Below are 16,226 nucleotides of genomic sequence, written 5' to 3'. Positions count from 1 at the left end.
TTGCCGCGTAAGGCGTGGATCAGCACTATATTTGAGCGATATTATCGTTTGGCCAATCGTATAATCTTTTATAATCACGTAAATCAGAACAACACCAGAATTATAACTATGAGCAAAAGACGCGTTGTCATCACTGGAATGGGGATTATTTCTCCGGTCGGCCTCACATTGGACGAAAATTGGAGCAATATAACCAAAGGTGTCAGCGGCATCGGTCGCATAAATCGTTTCGATCCAGAAGGGTATCCGTGCCAAATTGCTGGGCAAGTCGATGGATTTGATCCCACTGCGTATATGCCGCCCAAGGACGCAAAGAAAATGGACCGCTTCATTCAGTTTGGAATGGCCGCCAGTTTGGATGCTTTTAAAGACAGTGGCTTGGAAGTGACCGAAGAGAACGCTGAGCGTATTGGTGTGCATGTCGGTTCTGGCATCGGTGGTATTGAGTCAATTGAAAATGCCACGTTAACCTTAGCTAATCGTGGCGTGCGACGCGTATCGCCATTCTTTGTGCCGAGCGCTATTATTAATATGATTTCTGGCAATCTATCGATTCAGTTGGGTTTAAAGGGCCCGAACTTGTCGATGGTAACCGCATGCACCACCGCAACGCATGCGATTGGTGATGCCGGGCGCCTAATTGAATACGGTGACGCCGACGTTATGATTGCCGGTGGTGCCGAAGCCGCGATTACTCAAACCGCGATTGCCGGTTTTGGTAATGCTCGTGCATTGTCATCACGCGATGTGGATCCAGCCTTAGCCTCATGCCCATGGGACGAAGCTCGAGATGGCTTTATCATGGGCGAAGGTGCCGGAGTATTGGTGCTTGAGGAATATGAGCATGCCAAAGCACGTGGCGCTCGGATTTATGCTGAGTTGGCGGGTTTTGGAATGAGCGGTGATGCGTATCACATGACGTCTCCAAGCCCTGGTGGTGAAGGTGCGGCTCGTTGCATGGTAAATGCTATGCGAAACGCTGGAATCAACGCCTCCGATGTTCAACACCTTAACGCACATGGCACGTCGACTCCATTGGGCGATGCGGCTGAGACCAACGCAACTAAAACGGCGTTTGGCGAGCATGCTAAGAATATTGCGATCAGTTCAACTAAGTCGATGGTCGGGCATTTACTCGGTGCAGCTGGTGGTGTTGAAGCGGTCTATACAGCCATGGCGTTGTATTCGCAAATCGCGCCACCGACTATTAATTTGCATAATCCATCCCCTGATTGTGATCTGGATTATGTGCCGAATACCGCTCGAGAAATGGCAATTGAGTACGCATTGAGCAACTCGTTTGGCTTTGGTGGTACTAACGGCACGCTGGCAATGAAGCGTTTTAACTAGATTTACCGACTCAAGTGCGAGCGATGCGCGACCAGCTAAGAGCCCAGAGCAAAGTTTGAGTTGCTTAGTCAACGGTGTTCATTCTTCACAAACCTCGGTTCATGACCGAGGTTTGTTGTATGGGCACAGTGTCTTTGAGACCGTGGCGGTCAATGCGGGCAAATTACTGTTGTGGGACCAGCACCTAGCACGTCTGCTGCTCGGCGCACAGACTCTTAATATTCCGTTTCACAATGAGCTAGCCACATTATTGATGGCTGACGTCGCGCAGTTGTTAGCGAGCCATGAGCAGGCTAATGGGCTCAATGTGATTCGTATTCAGCTGACTATGGGGCAGGGCGGACGTGGGTACGCCAACCCCGAGAGCCCAACGCCGACTCGAATAGTTAGTTTGCACGATTATCCGATTCAGCACCTACAACGAGCAAAAACAGGGGTTAATATTGGTGTCAGCGATGTGCGCCTCGCGCAGCAGCCACTATTGGCTGGTATCAAGCACGGCAATCGGCTTGAGCAAGTTTTGGCGAGATCGCGTTGGCACCCTGACTGGGATGAAGCATTGTTGCTCGACCAAGATCAAAACGTGATCGAAGGCACGCAATCTAACTTATTTGTGGTTGAGCAAGGTGTGCTTAAAACTCCTGACTTATCTTTGTGCGGTGTGGCTGGCGTGATGCGTGGCTATGTTCTTGGTCTGGCCCAAACTATTGGAGTCGAGGTTCAGACTGTGCGATTATCGTTATCTCAAGTTGAGTCCGCAGATGAGGTCTTTTTAACCAATTCTTTGATTGGGATCTGGCCGGTTAAGCGATGCGGAAAAATTCTCTATAACACATCAGAAGTGTCATCTAAGCTTTTGAAAAAAATACAAAAAAATGAAGTTATTCCGAATATTTAGGCTTTGCTTTTACGCCACATTTATCTTGGCGACAGCGCTGGGTTACTTTACCTATATCGACACTTTGTCGAAGCCATTAAAGAACCGTGAAACGGTACTGGTGATTCCGCAGGGCGTGGGCATTAGCTGGTTAGCACGGCACCTTGAAGACCAAGGTATTATCGATAATCGGTATGTGTTTAGAGCCTACACGTGGCTCAATATGCGTAACGTTAACATCAAGGCCGGCGAATACACATTGGTGGACGTCGATAGTATTCCTGACTTAGTGTCCAAGGTTGATCAAGGCAAGGTTATTCAGTACACCATTACTTTAATTGAAGGTAAAACCTACAAAGAGTACATCGCTCAGCTGACATCGCAGCGCGTGTTAGTGGATGAAATTCAAGACATGTCGGGCAGCGACGTGATGCGTGAGCTTGGTGCGCCAGGCATGCACCCTGAGGGCTGGTTCGCGCCGCAAACCTACTATTTTCAAAAAGGTGACAGCGATCTGGATGTGCTCAAGCAAGCCTATTCAAGACAAAAGCAGTTGCTCGACCGAATTTGGGAGACGCGTGCGGACCATGCCGAAGTTAAGTCGGCGTATCAACTATTGACCTTAGCATCGATCATAGAGAAAGAAACCGGTGTGGCTGCTGAGCGGCCAACCATTGCTGGTGTATTTAATAATCGTTTGCGGATCGGTATGAAGCTGCAAACTGACCCCACCGTCATCTATGGCATGGGCGATAGTTATCAAGGCAATATCCGACGTAGTGATCTAACTACTGACACACCACACAACACCTATACCCGTTATGGTCTGCCACCAACGCCGATTGCTATGCCGGGCGAAGCATCGATTCAAGCCGCTGCGAATCCAGAATTTACCGAGGCCTTATTCTTTGTTGGCAAAGGTGATGGCTCACATCAGTTCTCAAAAACTCTGCAAGAGCACAATAACGCGGTGACCAAATACCAGCTTCGCGGTAGGGCAAAAAATTACACCTCTAGCCCAAAAGAGAGTAATTAGTCGAATGCGCGGTAGATTTATTACGGTTGAAGGGCAGGACGGTGCCGGTAAGTCGACCAATATTGCTGTCATTCAACGCGTGCTCGAGGAGCGAGATATTGGCTTTGTGTTGTCTCGTGAACCAGGCGGAACTCGCTTCGGTGAGCGTGTGCGCGACATGCTGCTCAATTCGCATGACGACGAAATTGGCGATGTGGCCGAACTACTTGTGATTTTTGCGGCCCGTGCACAACATTTGCAAGAGGTGATTGAGCCGGCATTAGCCGCTGGTCGCTGGGTACTATGCGATCGGTTTACTGACGCGACTTATGCGTATCAAGGTGGTGGGCGTCAGATGGATGTCAGCATGATCAGTTCGCTCGAGAACTTAGTGCAGCGTGAGCTTAGACCAGACCTCACTTTATTGCTTGACGTGCCGGTCGAGGTCGGTGAAACCAGAGCGGATAAGCGTAGCGAGCCGGATCGGTTTGAGCAGCAGAAGCAAGCTTTTAAGCGGAATGTCCGAGCGTGTTACCTTGACCGAGCTAACGCAGAACCGGCTCGATTTAGTGTGATTGATGCTAGCCAAACATTCGTGCAAGTTGAGCGCGATGTGCGTACAGTGGTTAAGCGTTTTATTGATAATGTGGTGTCGACCGATCAATGAGTTCTTTTACTCCAACGATTCATCCGTGGAATCAAGAAATTTGGCAAAATCTAACGCTCGAACCTGAGCGCGCTAACCATGCTTTGCTGTTTAATGGTGATCGTGGTTTAGGTAAGCAGGATTTAGCCTTTGCGCTGGCGCATTTTGTGTTGACCGATACGCACTCGCAGTCTGAATCATTGTTTGCAGCCGGTTCGCATCCAGATCTGCATGTGGTTATGCCTGAGATCGCGGTGCAAGAGGATCTTTTGGGGCAGTTTGCCAAGCGCTATTTGGAGACTCATTCGGGTAAGCCCAAGCGCACAATCAGTATTGAGCAAATTCGCCGGCTCACGAATTCAATGAGTACGTTTCCGCATATTGGTTCACATCGAGTGGTGTTGATTATGAATGCCGAGACAATGAATCGAAATGCCTCAAACGCCTTACTCAAGAGCCTTGAAGAGCCGCCCGCGAACACCTTATTTGTTGTGGTGAGTGACGAAGTTTCGAAGCTGGTTAGCACGGTGCGAAGTCGTTGTAGCTTGGTCAATTTTCGACCACCAGATCGAGCGTCGGCACGGGCCTGGTTGGAGCATCAGCAGCGTATTCCGGTGTCTGATCTCGACACCTATTTGTCGATGTCGAATAATCATCCGCTGCAGGCGATTGAACTATTCGAAGGTGGTTATCTAGAGTCGCTCAAAGCGGTATTTAGTGATGTAAATAGCCTCTGGATGCGCCGCGCTGAAGTAACCACTGTAGCTAAGTCATGGCAGCAATTAGGTGCGCTGAAGGTGCTTGAAATACTGCAAAAGCTTGCTACTGATTTGGTGCGAACACGGCTTTCTGATGATCCGGGCACATTGTTTTTTCCAGTTCAGCAGAGCTGGGTCGCGGCTTCGAGCGCTAAGTTGTCGAAGACCAATTTATTAGAATTAATTGATGAGCTAAATTACGCTAAACGTATGCTGGCCACCACTGTTGACGAGTTATTAGTGTTAGAGACTCTGTCAAATAAGTTTCGCGAGCTGCCGGCTCTGTGATTCCTGCTTGTAGAACCCCCCAATTAGCGGTATAAATCTCTTATGACTGTTGAAAATCAAAATATTCCGACCGACAAAGCGCGCAATGCGGTGATTTCGATCGCAATTAAAGATAAGCAAGCGCTATACATGTCGTATATGCCATTTGTCACCAATGGTGGATTGTTTGTGCCCACCAAGAAAGACTATGATCTGGGCGACGAGATGTTCCTTTTGGTCAAGATTATGGATGAAATTGAGCCGGTGCACATTTCCGGCAAAGTAATCTGGATTAGCCCTCCAGGAGCGCTGGGCAATCGGCCGCGCGGAGTAGGGGTTCAGTTTATGGGCGACGATGCCCGCGCCACAGTTAATCTAATCGAATCTAAGCTCGGTGCGTCGATTTCGCTCACGCGATCAACGCATACGATGTAATTCGCCGTTAACGCAAGCCACATCCAAAGTAATTAGAGTAGGGCGCTGTTAGCTCTGCTTGTGCCTATCTTATGCAAATAGTCGACTCTCATTGTCATATTAATTTTGACGAACTTCATAAGCGCCTGCCCGATATTCTGGCAAACGCAAAGCTAAATGAAGTTTCGCACATGTTATGTGTGTCTGTTAACCTTGAAGATTACCCACAAGTAAAAGCGTTAGCCGACGAATACTCGCATATATTTGCATCAGTTGGGGTTCACCCGTGTTACGAAGACGTGCGCGAGCCAAGTGCGGAAGAATTGGTTGAGATCGGCCAAGACGACAATATTGTCGCAATTGGCGAAACTGGGCTCGATTATTTTCGTATTGAAGACCAAGATATGACCTGGCAGCGTGATCGTTTTAAGCGCCATATTAGTGCCGCAAAAACACTCAATAAGCCGCTGATTATTCATACGCGTAGCGCCGCAGAAGATACCATGCGAATACTTAAGGAAGAGGGCGCTGACCAGTGTCGAGGTGTCATGCACTGCTTCGCTGAAGATTGGGAGGTTGCAAAACAAGCACTCGATCTAGGGTTCTATATCTCATTGTCTGGAATCGTGACTTTTAAGAGTGCAACCAATGTTCAAGAAGTTGCACGAAAGTGCCCTATTGATCGTGTTTTGGTCGAAACGGATTCTCCGTATCTGGCGCCAGTTCCGTTACGTGGAAAAATGAATGAGCCAGCAAATGTTCGTCACACAGCGCAATTTGTTGCCGACCTGCGCGGTATTTCTTTAGAAGATTTAGCCGCTCAAACTACTGATAATTTCTTCGAATTATTCCCAGCAAAACGCTGAACCAAGTTCAGCGCGAACTTTAATCTAAGTTCAATTTACCCACATAAATAACTGTATTTAGCAGCGGACGCTAAAAAATAGTCATGCCCAAATTAAGGTTCTGATCGACCCTCAAGTTGATCTGCATGAAAACCCCATCCAGATCTGAGCAATTTCACACAAGTTTGTGAGGCATAGCTCTGCCAAATTAACACTGAATTATTTGAGATCTTAGTAGCGCAAACATTTCCTCAGAATCGCAGGCCTGCGTAAAAAACGAGTCGAACCGCATTAGAACGGTTTCTTTGTCTAAAACAGTCAGCAGCATCATGACTGCCAACGCATAAATAACTATGTGCAGCGCAATATACGAACTTAAGCTCTATATAATAAAAAGTTATCTAAAGGATATATTGGGAATGTTATGGAACTACATGATAATAAACGATTTAGTAGCTAATCCAGATTCGCAAGTGATTGATTGAATGTCTTCAAATTGGCCATATATCGATATGCGCATAATATATATTATGTAAAATACAATATTGGTTACGAGACAAGTGGTCTATTAAACATAGTCAATAATGAAATCTAGCAACTAGACGTGTGTCAGGATAAAAAGGTGAGCAATTCAATGTGTGCTGTAGGGGCACTTTTTTTATGACTCGATTAAATGGAAAATTTGCGGGCTGGGTGCTAGACGAGGAAAATGGAGTAATCATCGACGCCGGCGGGAACGAATACACTAGCGACGAAGTAAGAGCCCTTTTTTACTTTCGTCAATGGCGTGCTGAATTTGAGGGATGGAACGGACGGATTATTAGTTTGAAGGAAGAACTCGAGAAAAGATTATCTCGGATCGAAGAGCCAGAAATAATCATAAACTGGAAAGGACAGCAAACGGTTGTTAAGTACCCTATTTCCGATCTAATCTAACAATAAATGAAACCTAGCCTACTGTTTTAGTTCCGTTTACTTGATTTGTTATAAATCTTTATGCAAAGCCATTTCTATTCTGTCAGTTTCAATTTCTTGATACTCTTCACATATTATGTCCACTTTAATTTGGTGATTCTCTGAATTTAAAGGGACGATCATATAGTCATCACCAAAAACCTTAGCCCTTGTGTGAAGCAAGTGTTGTAGTGTTATAGTTAACTTATTACCTTCTAGATTTGTCCACCAGTCCAAATCCTTTGGATATATTGTTGGGATAGGGATATCGGAACTTGCGAGCATATCTATGTTGCGACCTGATGCAAAGAGATCTTGGGATATTGAAACCGGGTCTAAGCTCCTTAATTTTTCTTTTACTCTTAATCGTGCTTTTACAATAGGGCTAATTGGTATTGGGTTTTTAGGTTTGGCAGGATGTTGACCTATGCTGTAAATTAAAATCCCCTCAGGGAAAGTGAGTTCGACAAACAAGTTGTTAGCTTTTACTGTTCCCTCATTGGCAACACGAATTTTTAAAGGGGTTGAATAATGTTCAATCTTGTATTGAATTTCTAATTCAGAATTATACTGATCAATCTGTCGTTGATTGGGAAGTCCGCTATTAAAACGTTCGATCTCACCAGGTTCTATAAAATGTTTTAAGCTAGGTTCTATTTCATCGGTATTTATTCTTTCAGGCACTAATATTTTAGTGAATTTATCAAATTTTTCATCTATCGATGGTGGCTCTATAGTCACTTCGATTACAGGAATTTTAGGAGAAAATCTTGCCTCTAAATCAGATATTTTTTCTCTTAATTCTCTATTCTCTTTAATCGTAGACGCTAATTCTTTAGTTATTTCCTGTTCAATCCCAACTTTATCGCCACGAACCCAACCAATAGCTGGCTTTTGAATAATTTGCTTCATTAAAGATATCGAAACATTTTTTATTAGTTCTTCTTTTGAGCTCCAAAACTGAGCCATTTTAGAATTGTGTAAAACTAAATTTCGAAAATTCAAGATATCAGTAAGATCATCGTCTCTTTTTACTGAGGGTAAAGCCAACGACTCATCCATAACAAATGCCAGAATTGGTATGCTCATTTCTAATGCATACTGATATTCTTTTTGTGTGTAGCTAATACCATCAGAGGTTTGAGTACCATATCGTAAGCCTAATACGAGGATATAATAATCACTTACCTCAATTGTTCTTCTTATGATTTCCCACTGATCTTCATCCTCAGCACTGAACATTTCCATTCCTATCGGAATATGATACATCTCTAGGATAGCTTTAATTATACCGTCCCGCTCTTCCACAAGATCAGAATAGGTGGAACTGATAAAAACCTGGTATTTTTTAGAATCCACAATACATCCTTTTATGTAAGTTCATTCAGATATGAGAAATGAGTCTTTTCTCTGCAAAATTTATGGCACTACTCATATCTGAAACTTCCAGTCTTTTGATTTTTAATTCAAATTTCATTTTATATACAACATTAAATTGTAAAGTGGAAGAAATGTATACGGAAGCCGCGAAAACTAACGCAAATCTTGAACGACTTAATCATGACAGCTTACACTTACGAACATAAATAGACCAATGGAATTTCATGCCGGTGGACGCTCACAGTATGACTAGAAGGTCTAGTATAGAAGTCAGAGAAGGAGAATCTACAGAGTTAGGGTAAAGATTGTTGTCAGGGGTCGGGATTGTTGTGGAAATAGAAATATTCGGGCGACAATTGTAACAGTGATCCGCCCTACTTCGGTAAGTTAACCATCCGTCCTTGGATTTGACCGCGCATCCATGCGCTAGAGCTACGTGAGTAAAAAGCGGCGAAAAATGGTGAAATCAGCGAATTTTTATCACTTTTGAGAATAATGTGCAGTGTTACTACACGTGCACAATTTAAACGGCCGCTTTCGCGGCCTTTTAAATTCCGGTCGGTGGCGGTACCCGCCTACCCCGACTCGGAATTAAAGTATTAAATGTATAGGTAGAGAATTGACAGACATCTCAAAAATCAAGATTCGATAATATGTGCTAATGACTGTAAGATACTTGTTTGGGCCATTCGGGACTCTCAATAATTCCCGAAAATTTTAACTAAAAAGCTATCCAGGACTCTCAGGTTTTATCACATGGACGCAAGAAAAAAAATTATTGATTTAGTCAAATATGGCTGGGTCTTAGTACTTGTATTGTTTGTCGCGTACACCGTTATTTTGCTACTTTTGACTTGGCCCATTACTAAATGGCATCAAAATAGCTTTTCCGTCTTGGGATCTGTGGGCGACTCGTTTGGAGCGCTAACTGCACTTTTCACTGGTTTAGCTTTTTGGCTCGCATTACATCTTTTTAAACAACAAAAAGAAGAGTTTTCTCGATTAATAGACCAATCGGTATATACCGCAAGGGTACAACGGGCTCAATTACAACCACATTTATCGTTTGAGATAACTAATGTTTCAAGTCGCTTGGTGCTGACTGTTTCAAATGATGGAAATGGGTTTTTGAGAGATCCAGAAATCAAGGTTAATGATCAATCATTTAAGCCAGATGAAAGCAGATTGAGAGCTAACAAAAAGAAGATGCATTTTTTGCTCGAGGGTAACAGCGAAATATCATGGGAAGGTCCCTTTATAGATGGTGATATGTGGGAGTCTCGAGTGTATTTTTTTTATACTGATATAACAGACTATGATGTCGGTGCGATTCTATACTTAACCAAAATTGTTCAGACAGATGAGGTTGCTCTCAGTGTCGGAAAAATCGTTTTTTACGATGCCAATATAACGAGAAGTGACGGCGAAAATCTTTTTTTCCGGTGAAGTAGAAAATGCAATTCAGAAAACATTGGAAGCGCCATACCCTGAAGTTGAGCCTGTTTAAATGACTGTTTTGGGCAAAACTCAGACACTTACTGTCAGATAACGTCAAAACTTCGCTAGGTAGAATGTAATCTCATATCTAGGTTTTTACAAATTAGGTGACGCTGGATGCCTGACAGACGTTTTGCGAGACATTGTTGATAGATTGGGTGTGTAGGGGACGTTTTCTAGTTCGTCTAACTCTAATGGCTCACTGGTCGTCGACAGGCCATAATTAGTCCCTTCTGAATCAGTGATATCCGGCTTAGTGTAGTCAAATTCGTAACCATCGCGTACGTGCAAAAAGCACTGTCTGTCTGAAATTGACAATATCGTCGCTTGCTGCGAATAGCAACGGCATTCGTTACCGGAGTCTCTGTGGATCACTAAGCAATTTTTAATGGGCTTCGATACGGCTTCGTGCAACGCTGTATAGATTGGAGCCGTATCCGGTTTGTCAGTGATCACCGGCGTGATTGCTTTGATGTAGGTCGATTTGTCGTCGAATAAGTTAGAGTCAGAGTATCCGGTATTCGCCCTGGTACTGTTAAAACCCGATGTAACTGCATCTTGAAGTTGTGAAACCGTACTAGCGGAGTTCGAGTCTTTTTTGTCGGGCGCTATCATGAAGAAAACGACGTAAATACCCCAACAAATGCAAGCCACGATAAGCGCTAACCAGAGATAGAGTTTGAGTGGTAAACCTGTTTTGACGTGATGTGATGAGGCGGAGGTGTACCAATTAAAGTACGTCTTTTTGATTTTAAGTGTCTTGTTTACCAACGCCTCTTTTTGCGCGTGGTAGTCCCTTGGGTTTGGCTGGTAGTCGTTCCATTCGAGCCATTTGATGCGTTTACCGAAAGCGGTACTCGGTAGCTCTTTGAGTACAATGTGTTGTTTTACTAGATAACGGATATTCGTATCTAATTGTGTGTTGAATTGACTGGTAAATATTAGAGTAATGCCTCTATGACGAATTTGCGCCATTTGCTTTACAGCTTCGGGAATCGGTGAGCCTGTTTTCCGTGCTGGCCATATATCTTGAATCTCATCAATTGCCAATACAGCACCATCGGGAACCACTTCAAACCAACGTTCTACCTCGTCGAGTGTCAGCTCTATGCAGTCGCTACCGGTGGTCTCCTCAGTAGATTAGAGGGTCACGTCTTGAATCTTGAATTCTTGATGATCCGACTCACCATCGAATAGCCTAATCCGAAACAGTCACCTATTTCCTTCATTGAGTATCGCCCGCTCTGGTAGGCGATTGCAATAGCATCATTCCGGCTGCTGGCGTTCTCTCGGTACCATTCCACTGGTTTTGCCGGTCGTGTTCTCTGCGCTTTGGTGAATTCAGTTAGGTCTTCAGGTAACTCTAACCTCGCAAGGTTTGTCTCGATGAATTCGTCACTTCCCAAGATTAATGGGTTCTTCCTATCGTCAAGCGGTGATCGTACGCCCTTCCCTGCCGCGACAAATTTAGTAAATGCTTGAATGGCCTGCTTTCGGTTCGAATGAAATGTGCTCAATAACCAATCTGTTTCAAGCCACGTCGGTTTTGACGTTTTGGCAATCATGGCGCGGTAACTGCTCCACCGCCATTGCTCGACGTTCATTACAATTCCAGCACGAACTGGGTTGAGTACCACATATCGAGCAAGCTCTTTTAAGTGTGTTTCCTTTTCAACCAGAATCGCGTGATAGCGTCCTTGAAATACATGCCCGACCAACTTATGCCTGCAGTTATAAAGTTGACTGTAGACACCATTCAATTGCCGCCTCCCCTTTGATAGATTGCCATCGGGAGTTTCAATCAACAAATGATAATGATTGCTCATCAGGCAATAAGAATGGCATACCCAATTGTATCGATCACAAACATCAGCAAATAGATTCAAAAAGTTGATTCGGTCGCGGTTATCTTCGCGACTAAATGGGACAGGCATAGTAACACTTGAAAAGCACCTTCCAAAATGTCACTCTAGTCACACAAGGAAATAAACTGGAGTTACGGAATGACTCAACCACGCAGCACGCTTGTGTCGCCTACCGACACGCCCTATTACCATTGCGTTTCACGGTGCGTTCGACGTGCCTTTTTATGCGGCTACGACCAACACACTGAGACCGATTACGAACATCGTCGGCAATGGCTAGAGGCCAAATTGCAACATGTCGCGACCGTCTTTTCGATCAAGCTTTGTGCGTATGCCGTCATGAGTAATCACTATCATGTGGTCGTGCATTTGCGACCAGACGGTGCCGCGCAATGGAGCAAATGTGAAGTGGTTCGACGCTGGCAAAGGCTCGTTAAAGGAACTTACTTATCCCAATGCTATTTGAACAGAGACACGCTTTTACCCGCACAAATAGCTGTGCTTGATCGAGACATCGAAACTTGGCGTGAATGCCTATGTAGCCTGTCTTGGTTCATGAAAGTGGTCAATGAATTGATAGCCAGAAAAGCCAAAACATGCCTGTCCTTATTATTCATAAATTCTTTAGAACACCACCCACTATCTTATTCAAGGCGTAGCGCTCGCTTGGCATAAACGGCTTTGGTTTTTCCATAGCTGCTCACCACACGAAGTTCATATTCACCCGCTTCCTTAGGCAGGCGGCGTAATGTGCCTGTTGATTCAGTGCCTTGCCCCAACGTTAAGGCGCGGCCCTTATTGTTGGTGCTTTCTGCCGGTACAACAACAAGCCTCATCGAATCGCCGATATCTCCGACCAGTGTGACCTCGAGTTCACCGCCAACTGGCGCTGAAGAAGCAGCCTTGATTTCGATTTCAGGCGCGACAACTTCAAATGGTATACGAAAGGTAGTTGGTCCGAGTTTTTGGTCTTCGCGGTAACGTAACTCGTAATGCCCCGGCGTAGAGGGAACTAACAGGCTGGTATTTTTTCCTTTGCCGTTGAGACGCGCATCGCTAAACGGTGTGTCAACCTTACTAGCAGCACTACTGTCTTTGGGTGCAAACCCGATCCACGAACCTACTTTAACGGGCCCTAAAATTCCCAACTCAATTTTGTGAGCAGCGAAGCCAGTTCTCGGTGCTTCGACCTTAACGGTATCTGGCTCTTCAACAAATTGAGGTGGTTGTTGCGTGCTGATTGCTGATTCGATAAATAGCTCTTCGCCTGTCAAAGCGTAGTCGAATATACAATCTTCAAGCGACGGGCCAGTGATCAGCCCAGCTGCCCGACAGGCCATCTCTGCACGTGCCTTCTTGACCAGCGAAATGTCGCTGAGAGCAACTTTTTGGTAGGGCATGCCGGGGTCTTGAAAGGTTTCATACGATTCGCTAGGCAAGTAGTCAAACAGTGAAGACTCTGCAGTTACCCGCCAACTCTCAGCAAACTGTTTATAAAGAGTTTCGAAATCTGGGGGCGATGCTAGCTGTGTACCCGTCGCGGTGAGAAAATCATTCGATTTGTTGCCATCCCCATTGCCGCCAATACCGACCATACGACCGTCACGTGACTCGGCAAGCAGGACGAAAAAATTTAAAAACTTATTGCTAAAATTATCAACATGCACGTTAGTGCTATCAGGCAAAACTATGGTGTGGCGGCGTCCTTGATGCACGATGATAGTATCGGCATCAGTAAGTATTAAAGATTCGCCATCGGGTATATCGAAAACCTCACCATCAACGCGCAGGAAATCACCTGCTTTAGGACTCATGGTGATGCGATAGGGAGGAACGGAGACCGCGATTGACGTGACCACGCTAACCGATCTAGATTTACCAGCTGATTCAAGCCGCCCCTGTACTTCAAAGCCATCATCAAGCGATTTGGTAAACACAAATTCACCGCTAGCCTGCAGGTCGACCCTGGTGCCGTCAAAAGAGGTTAGGTGCGGGTCGCCTACAACGCCTTGACAGCGGGGGTGACCGTTGGGAAAAAAACCCCCTCCCACACCCTTTGAATTTGTGCCCTCTGGGCTTCCTTTCACGATAGTGCAGCTATCGCCATCTTTATGGGTGATCTCACCCATTGAATTGTTTGGTGCTTGGTTACAATTTGATTGGTAATCTTCACCAGTAAGCTTATAGCCCCCGCTGCTTTTGCATTCCATAGCGCAAGGGTGTCCAAGTAGGCCTTCCCCACTCCAAAATAGAATGTTACAACCTGCCTCTCCATCGGGCCCATCTCCTTTGGTCGGCGTGGGCGATCCGATATAGCCCCCATCAGAGTATGTCCAGTCACCCTTAATTATATCTTGTGCATTTGCCGCAGAAACGACAACCACGGACATCACCATTAGAACAATAAATTGCAACATGAGACGTGGTTGGCGTGGTTCTAAGAATTGATTAAGCATGCTCATTCCTCCGCCGCTTTAACATAAAAAGAGCCTTCAACCGGCATAGCGCTATAGTCGGGGCAACCTAGTATGCCGTTAAAACTGCCTGCTATCCAGCCAGGCTCAGCTGGCATAAAACTTACAGTAAAGTCTTCTATTGGACCTACTCGTCGGCATATTGGCCCCCGCCCATCTGCGAACGTCGCATACATTACCTTGCGTTGCCCAGAATCTTCACCCTCGTAGGCAAAGGCAAAATTGACTGCATCTCGGTTGATTAGGTGAATCATATGATTGCCATCTAGGGTGAAGTGTTTAAAAAGTTTGCCGTTAAACGTCTGATCTTCACTTTGCAAACTCCAGTTTGGGCCGCTGGTATCAATTGGCGGTATCACTGGTGCAGATTCGTTAATATTTTTTGCCACGTTTTCAGTTACTGCGGCCAGCGCTTTTGTAAGGTCTGCGGCCGATTGCGCGTCGGCATACATTCCCCCGCCCTCAGTAGCAATACATTGCAGTTGTTGCCGCTCCTTCTTGTTTACGCCAAAGCCAACGAGATGAATGCTCATGCTAGCATTCGCTTGGTGCATAGCCTTGGCTGCGGCGCAAGGATCACCGCCACAGCTTTCAACTCCATCGCTTACTAGCACCAAATGAGTCTTAGCACCGCTTGAACCAAGTTGGCCAGCAACAAACTCAAGCGCGCCTTCTATTGGTGTCTTGCCCTTGGGAACCACAGACGCGACGGTGGTTGCGAATTCGCTTGGCTGGCGTTGCTTGATCGGTAACAGCATTTCGATATCGCCGCAATCATCCTTGCTTCGGTGCCCATAAGCCGCGAGTCCTATCGCTGTGTCTTTGGGTAGCTGAGTAGTAACATCACCAAGCACTTCTTGAGCAATGGCAATCTTTGCCTTGCCATCCACTTGGCCCCACATACTATTGGAACCATCGAGGATAAACACCACTCTACTTTCTTGGGCCATAGCGCTTGAAAAGCCTATGACGGCCCAAACTCCGATGACTATAAGGCACTTGGACTTCATTATCATTCTCCATTTATACAAAAATACCTGCAAGTTAGACACATTAAAGCAGAATAAGATAATTCTTGCCAAGTGCCTAAACCAGAGTGGATGCACTAGTCAGCCTTCCTTCTGGGACACCCATCACAATCATCTTGCCATAAACTCGCTTCCCTGACAGAATAAAGTCATTCAAGGATGAATCAACAAGGATAGTTATGACCCTACCAAGAAGCGCTCTCGTGTCGTTGGCCGACATACCTTATTACCATTGCGTAGCGCGCTGCGTTCGGCGTGCCTATTTATGTGGTGTCGATAGCTACTCGGGTGTTAGCTATGAACATCGTCGTCAATGGCTCGAAGATAAATTGCATGAGACCGCCGGCGCATTCGCCATTAAACTGTGTGCCTACGCGGTGATGAGTAATCACTACCACGTGGTACTGCGAGTCCAAGCTGACATTGCAGACGCGTGGTCGGAACGTGAGGTGATCCGTCGTTGGCATTCATTGTTCTCCGGAAGTGTGCTTTCGCAACACTTTATGAATGGTGATGCGCTTGATCCGGTGCTTTACGAACGTTTGTTGGAAGACGTCGAAGCGTGGCGCGCCAGGCTGTGTGATATCTCGTGGTATATGCGCATCGTGAATGAGTTCATCGCGCGTGAGGCGAACAAGGAAGACGACTGCACTGGCCGATTTTGGGAGGGGCGATTCAAGAGTCAGGCGTTGCTGGATGATGGTGCGCTGCTGTCCTGCATGGCGTACGTTGATCTCAACCCGATACGTGCCAAGACGGCGAAAACGCCTGAAACCTCGAATCACACCAGTATCAAGGCGCGTATTGATTTACTCAACGAGCCGGCTACAACCAAACCTACTCTAGAGGACTTCAC

The 16,226-nt window shown here is 45.7% G+C and carries 15 protein-coding genes; 10 read left to right on the top strand and 5 right to left on the bottom strand.

All coding sequences use genetic code 11. The features are described from left to right. The first annotated feature begins 108 nt into the window (after positions 1-108). The 8 genes from fabF (at position 109) to DFR28_RS17380 (ending at position 7,108) form a co-directional block, all read left to right on the top strand. Entirely contained in the window at positions 109-1,350 is a 1,242-nt protein-coding gene (gene fabF, locus DFR28_RS17415) for a beta-ketoacyl-ACP synthase II (protein WP_113955676.1), read from the top strand. Positions 1,351-1,405: 55 nt separating this feature from the next. Next, on the top strand, positions 1,406-2,248 hold the full coding sequence (pabC, locus tag DFR28_RS17410) for an aminodeoxychorismate lyase (protein ID WP_113955675.1): 843 nt from the start codon (positions 1,406-1,408) through the stop codon (positions 2,246-2,248). Next, a complete protein-coding gene (mltG, locus tag DFR28_RS17405) occupies positions 2,226-3,263 on the top strand; it encodes an endolytic transglycosylase MltG (protein ID WP_113955674.1) in 1,038 nt (345 codons plus the stop codon). The genes pabC and mltG overlap by 23 nt, the downstream gene beginning before the upstream one ends. 4 nt (positions 3,264-3,267) lie before the next feature. Next, positions 3,268-3,909: a dTMP kinase gene (gene tmk / locus DFR28_RS17400; RefSeq protein WP_113955673.1), complete on the top strand. Its 642-nt coding sequence runs from the start codon at positions 3,268-3,270 to the stop codon at positions 3,907-3,909. Next, positions 3,906-4,934 (top strand): hypothetical protein, encoded by a 1,029-nt coding sequence (locus DFR28_RS17395; protein ID WP_113955672.1) that lies wholly within the window; start codon positions 3,906-3,908, stop codon positions 4,932-4,934. The genes tmk and DFR28_RS17395 overlap by 4 nt, the downstream gene beginning before the upstream one ends. Before the next feature lie 42 nt (positions 4,935-4,976). Beyond that, a complete protein-coding gene (locus DFR28_RS17390) occupies positions 4,977-5,348 on the top strand; it encodes a PilZ domain-containing protein (protein WP_113955671.1) in 372 nt (123 codons plus the stop codon). A 71-nt stretch (positions 5,349-5,419) separates the two neighbouring features. Beyond that, positions 5,420-6,193, top strand: coding sequence for a TatD family hydrolase (locus DFR28_RS17385; RefSeq protein ID WP_113955670.1), 774 nt, complete (start codon positions 5,420-5,422; stop codon positions 6,191-6,193). 639 nt (positions 6,194-6,832) lie between these two features. Further along, positions 6,833-7,108 carry a hypothetical protein gene (locus tag DFR28_RS17380; RefSeq protein ID WP_113955669.1) on the top strand — a complete coding sequence of 92 codons (276 nt, stop codon included), beginning with the start codon at positions 6,833-6,835 and terminating at the stop codon, positions 7,106-7,108. Between the two features lie 48 nt (positions 7,109-7,156). Here DFR28_RS17380 and DFR28_RS17375 read toward each other — a convergent pair whose 3' ends face one another. Then, positions 7,157-8,485 carry a DUF4062 domain-containing protein gene (locus DFR28_RS17375; RefSeq protein ID WP_113955668.1) on the bottom strand — a complete coding sequence of 443 codons (1,329 nt, stop codon included), beginning with the start codon at positions 8,483-8,485 and terminating at the stop codon, positions 7,157-7,159. Positions 8,486-9,262: 777 nt separating this feature from the next. Here DFR28_RS17375 and DFR28_RS17370 point away from each other — a divergent pair. Further along, positions 9,263-9,952, top strand: coding sequence for a hypothetical protein (locus DFR28_RS17370; protein ID WP_113955667.1), 690 nt, complete (start codon positions 9,263-9,265; stop codon positions 9,950-9,952). A gap of 147 nt (positions 9,953-10,099) precedes the next feature. Here DFR28_RS17370 and DFR28_RS17365 read toward each other — a convergent pair whose 3' ends face one another. The 4 genes from DFR28_RS17365 to DFR28_RS17350 all read right to left on the bottom strand — a co-directional run bounded on the left by DFR28_RS17365 (position 10,100) and on the right by DFR28_RS17350 (position 15,352). Next, positions 10,100-11,107 (bottom strand): zonular occludens toxin domain-containing protein, encoded by a 1,008-nt coding sequence (locus tag DFR28_RS17365; RefSeq protein ID WP_281268398.1) that lies wholly within the window; start codon positions 11,105-11,107, stop codon positions 10,100-10,102. A 44-nt stretch (positions 11,108-11,151) separates the two neighbouring features. Continuing rightward, the gene (locus tag DFR28_RS17360; RefSeq protein ID WP_113955665.1) at positions 11,152-11,937 is read right to left on the bottom strand and encodes a transposase; all 786 of its coding nucleotides are present in this window, start codon (positions 11,935-11,937) and stop codon (positions 11,152-11,154) included. 575 nt (positions 11,938-12,512) lie between these two features. Beyond that, positions 12,513-14,324, bottom strand: coding sequence for a VWD domain-containing protein (locus tag DFR28_RS17355; RefSeq protein ID WP_170132161.1), 1,812 nt, complete (start codon positions 14,322-14,324; stop codon positions 12,513-12,515). Between the two features lie 2 nt (positions 14,325-14,326). Then, positions 14,327-15,352 (bottom strand): vWA domain-containing protein, encoded by a 1,026-nt coding sequence (locus DFR28_RS17350; RefSeq protein WP_170132160.1) that lies wholly within the window; start codon positions 15,350-15,352, stop codon positions 14,327-14,329. A 197-nt stretch (positions 15,353-15,549) separates the two neighbouring features. Here DFR28_RS17350 and DFR28_RS17345 point away from each other — a divergent pair. Next, the coding region (locus tag DFR28_RS17345) for a transposase (protein WP_113955662.1) at positions 15,550-16,226 on the top strand (677 nt) is incomplete at its 3' end.

The organism is Arenicella xantha, from assembly GCF_003315245.1.
In the GTDB taxonomy this organism is placed as follows: Bacteria; Pseudomonadota; Gammaproteobacteria; order Arenicellales; family Arenicellaceae; genus Arenicella; species Arenicella xantha.
The sequence above is the reverse complement of the archived record's forward strand: the minus strand, read 5'-3'. Positions and strand labels throughout refer to the sequence as shown.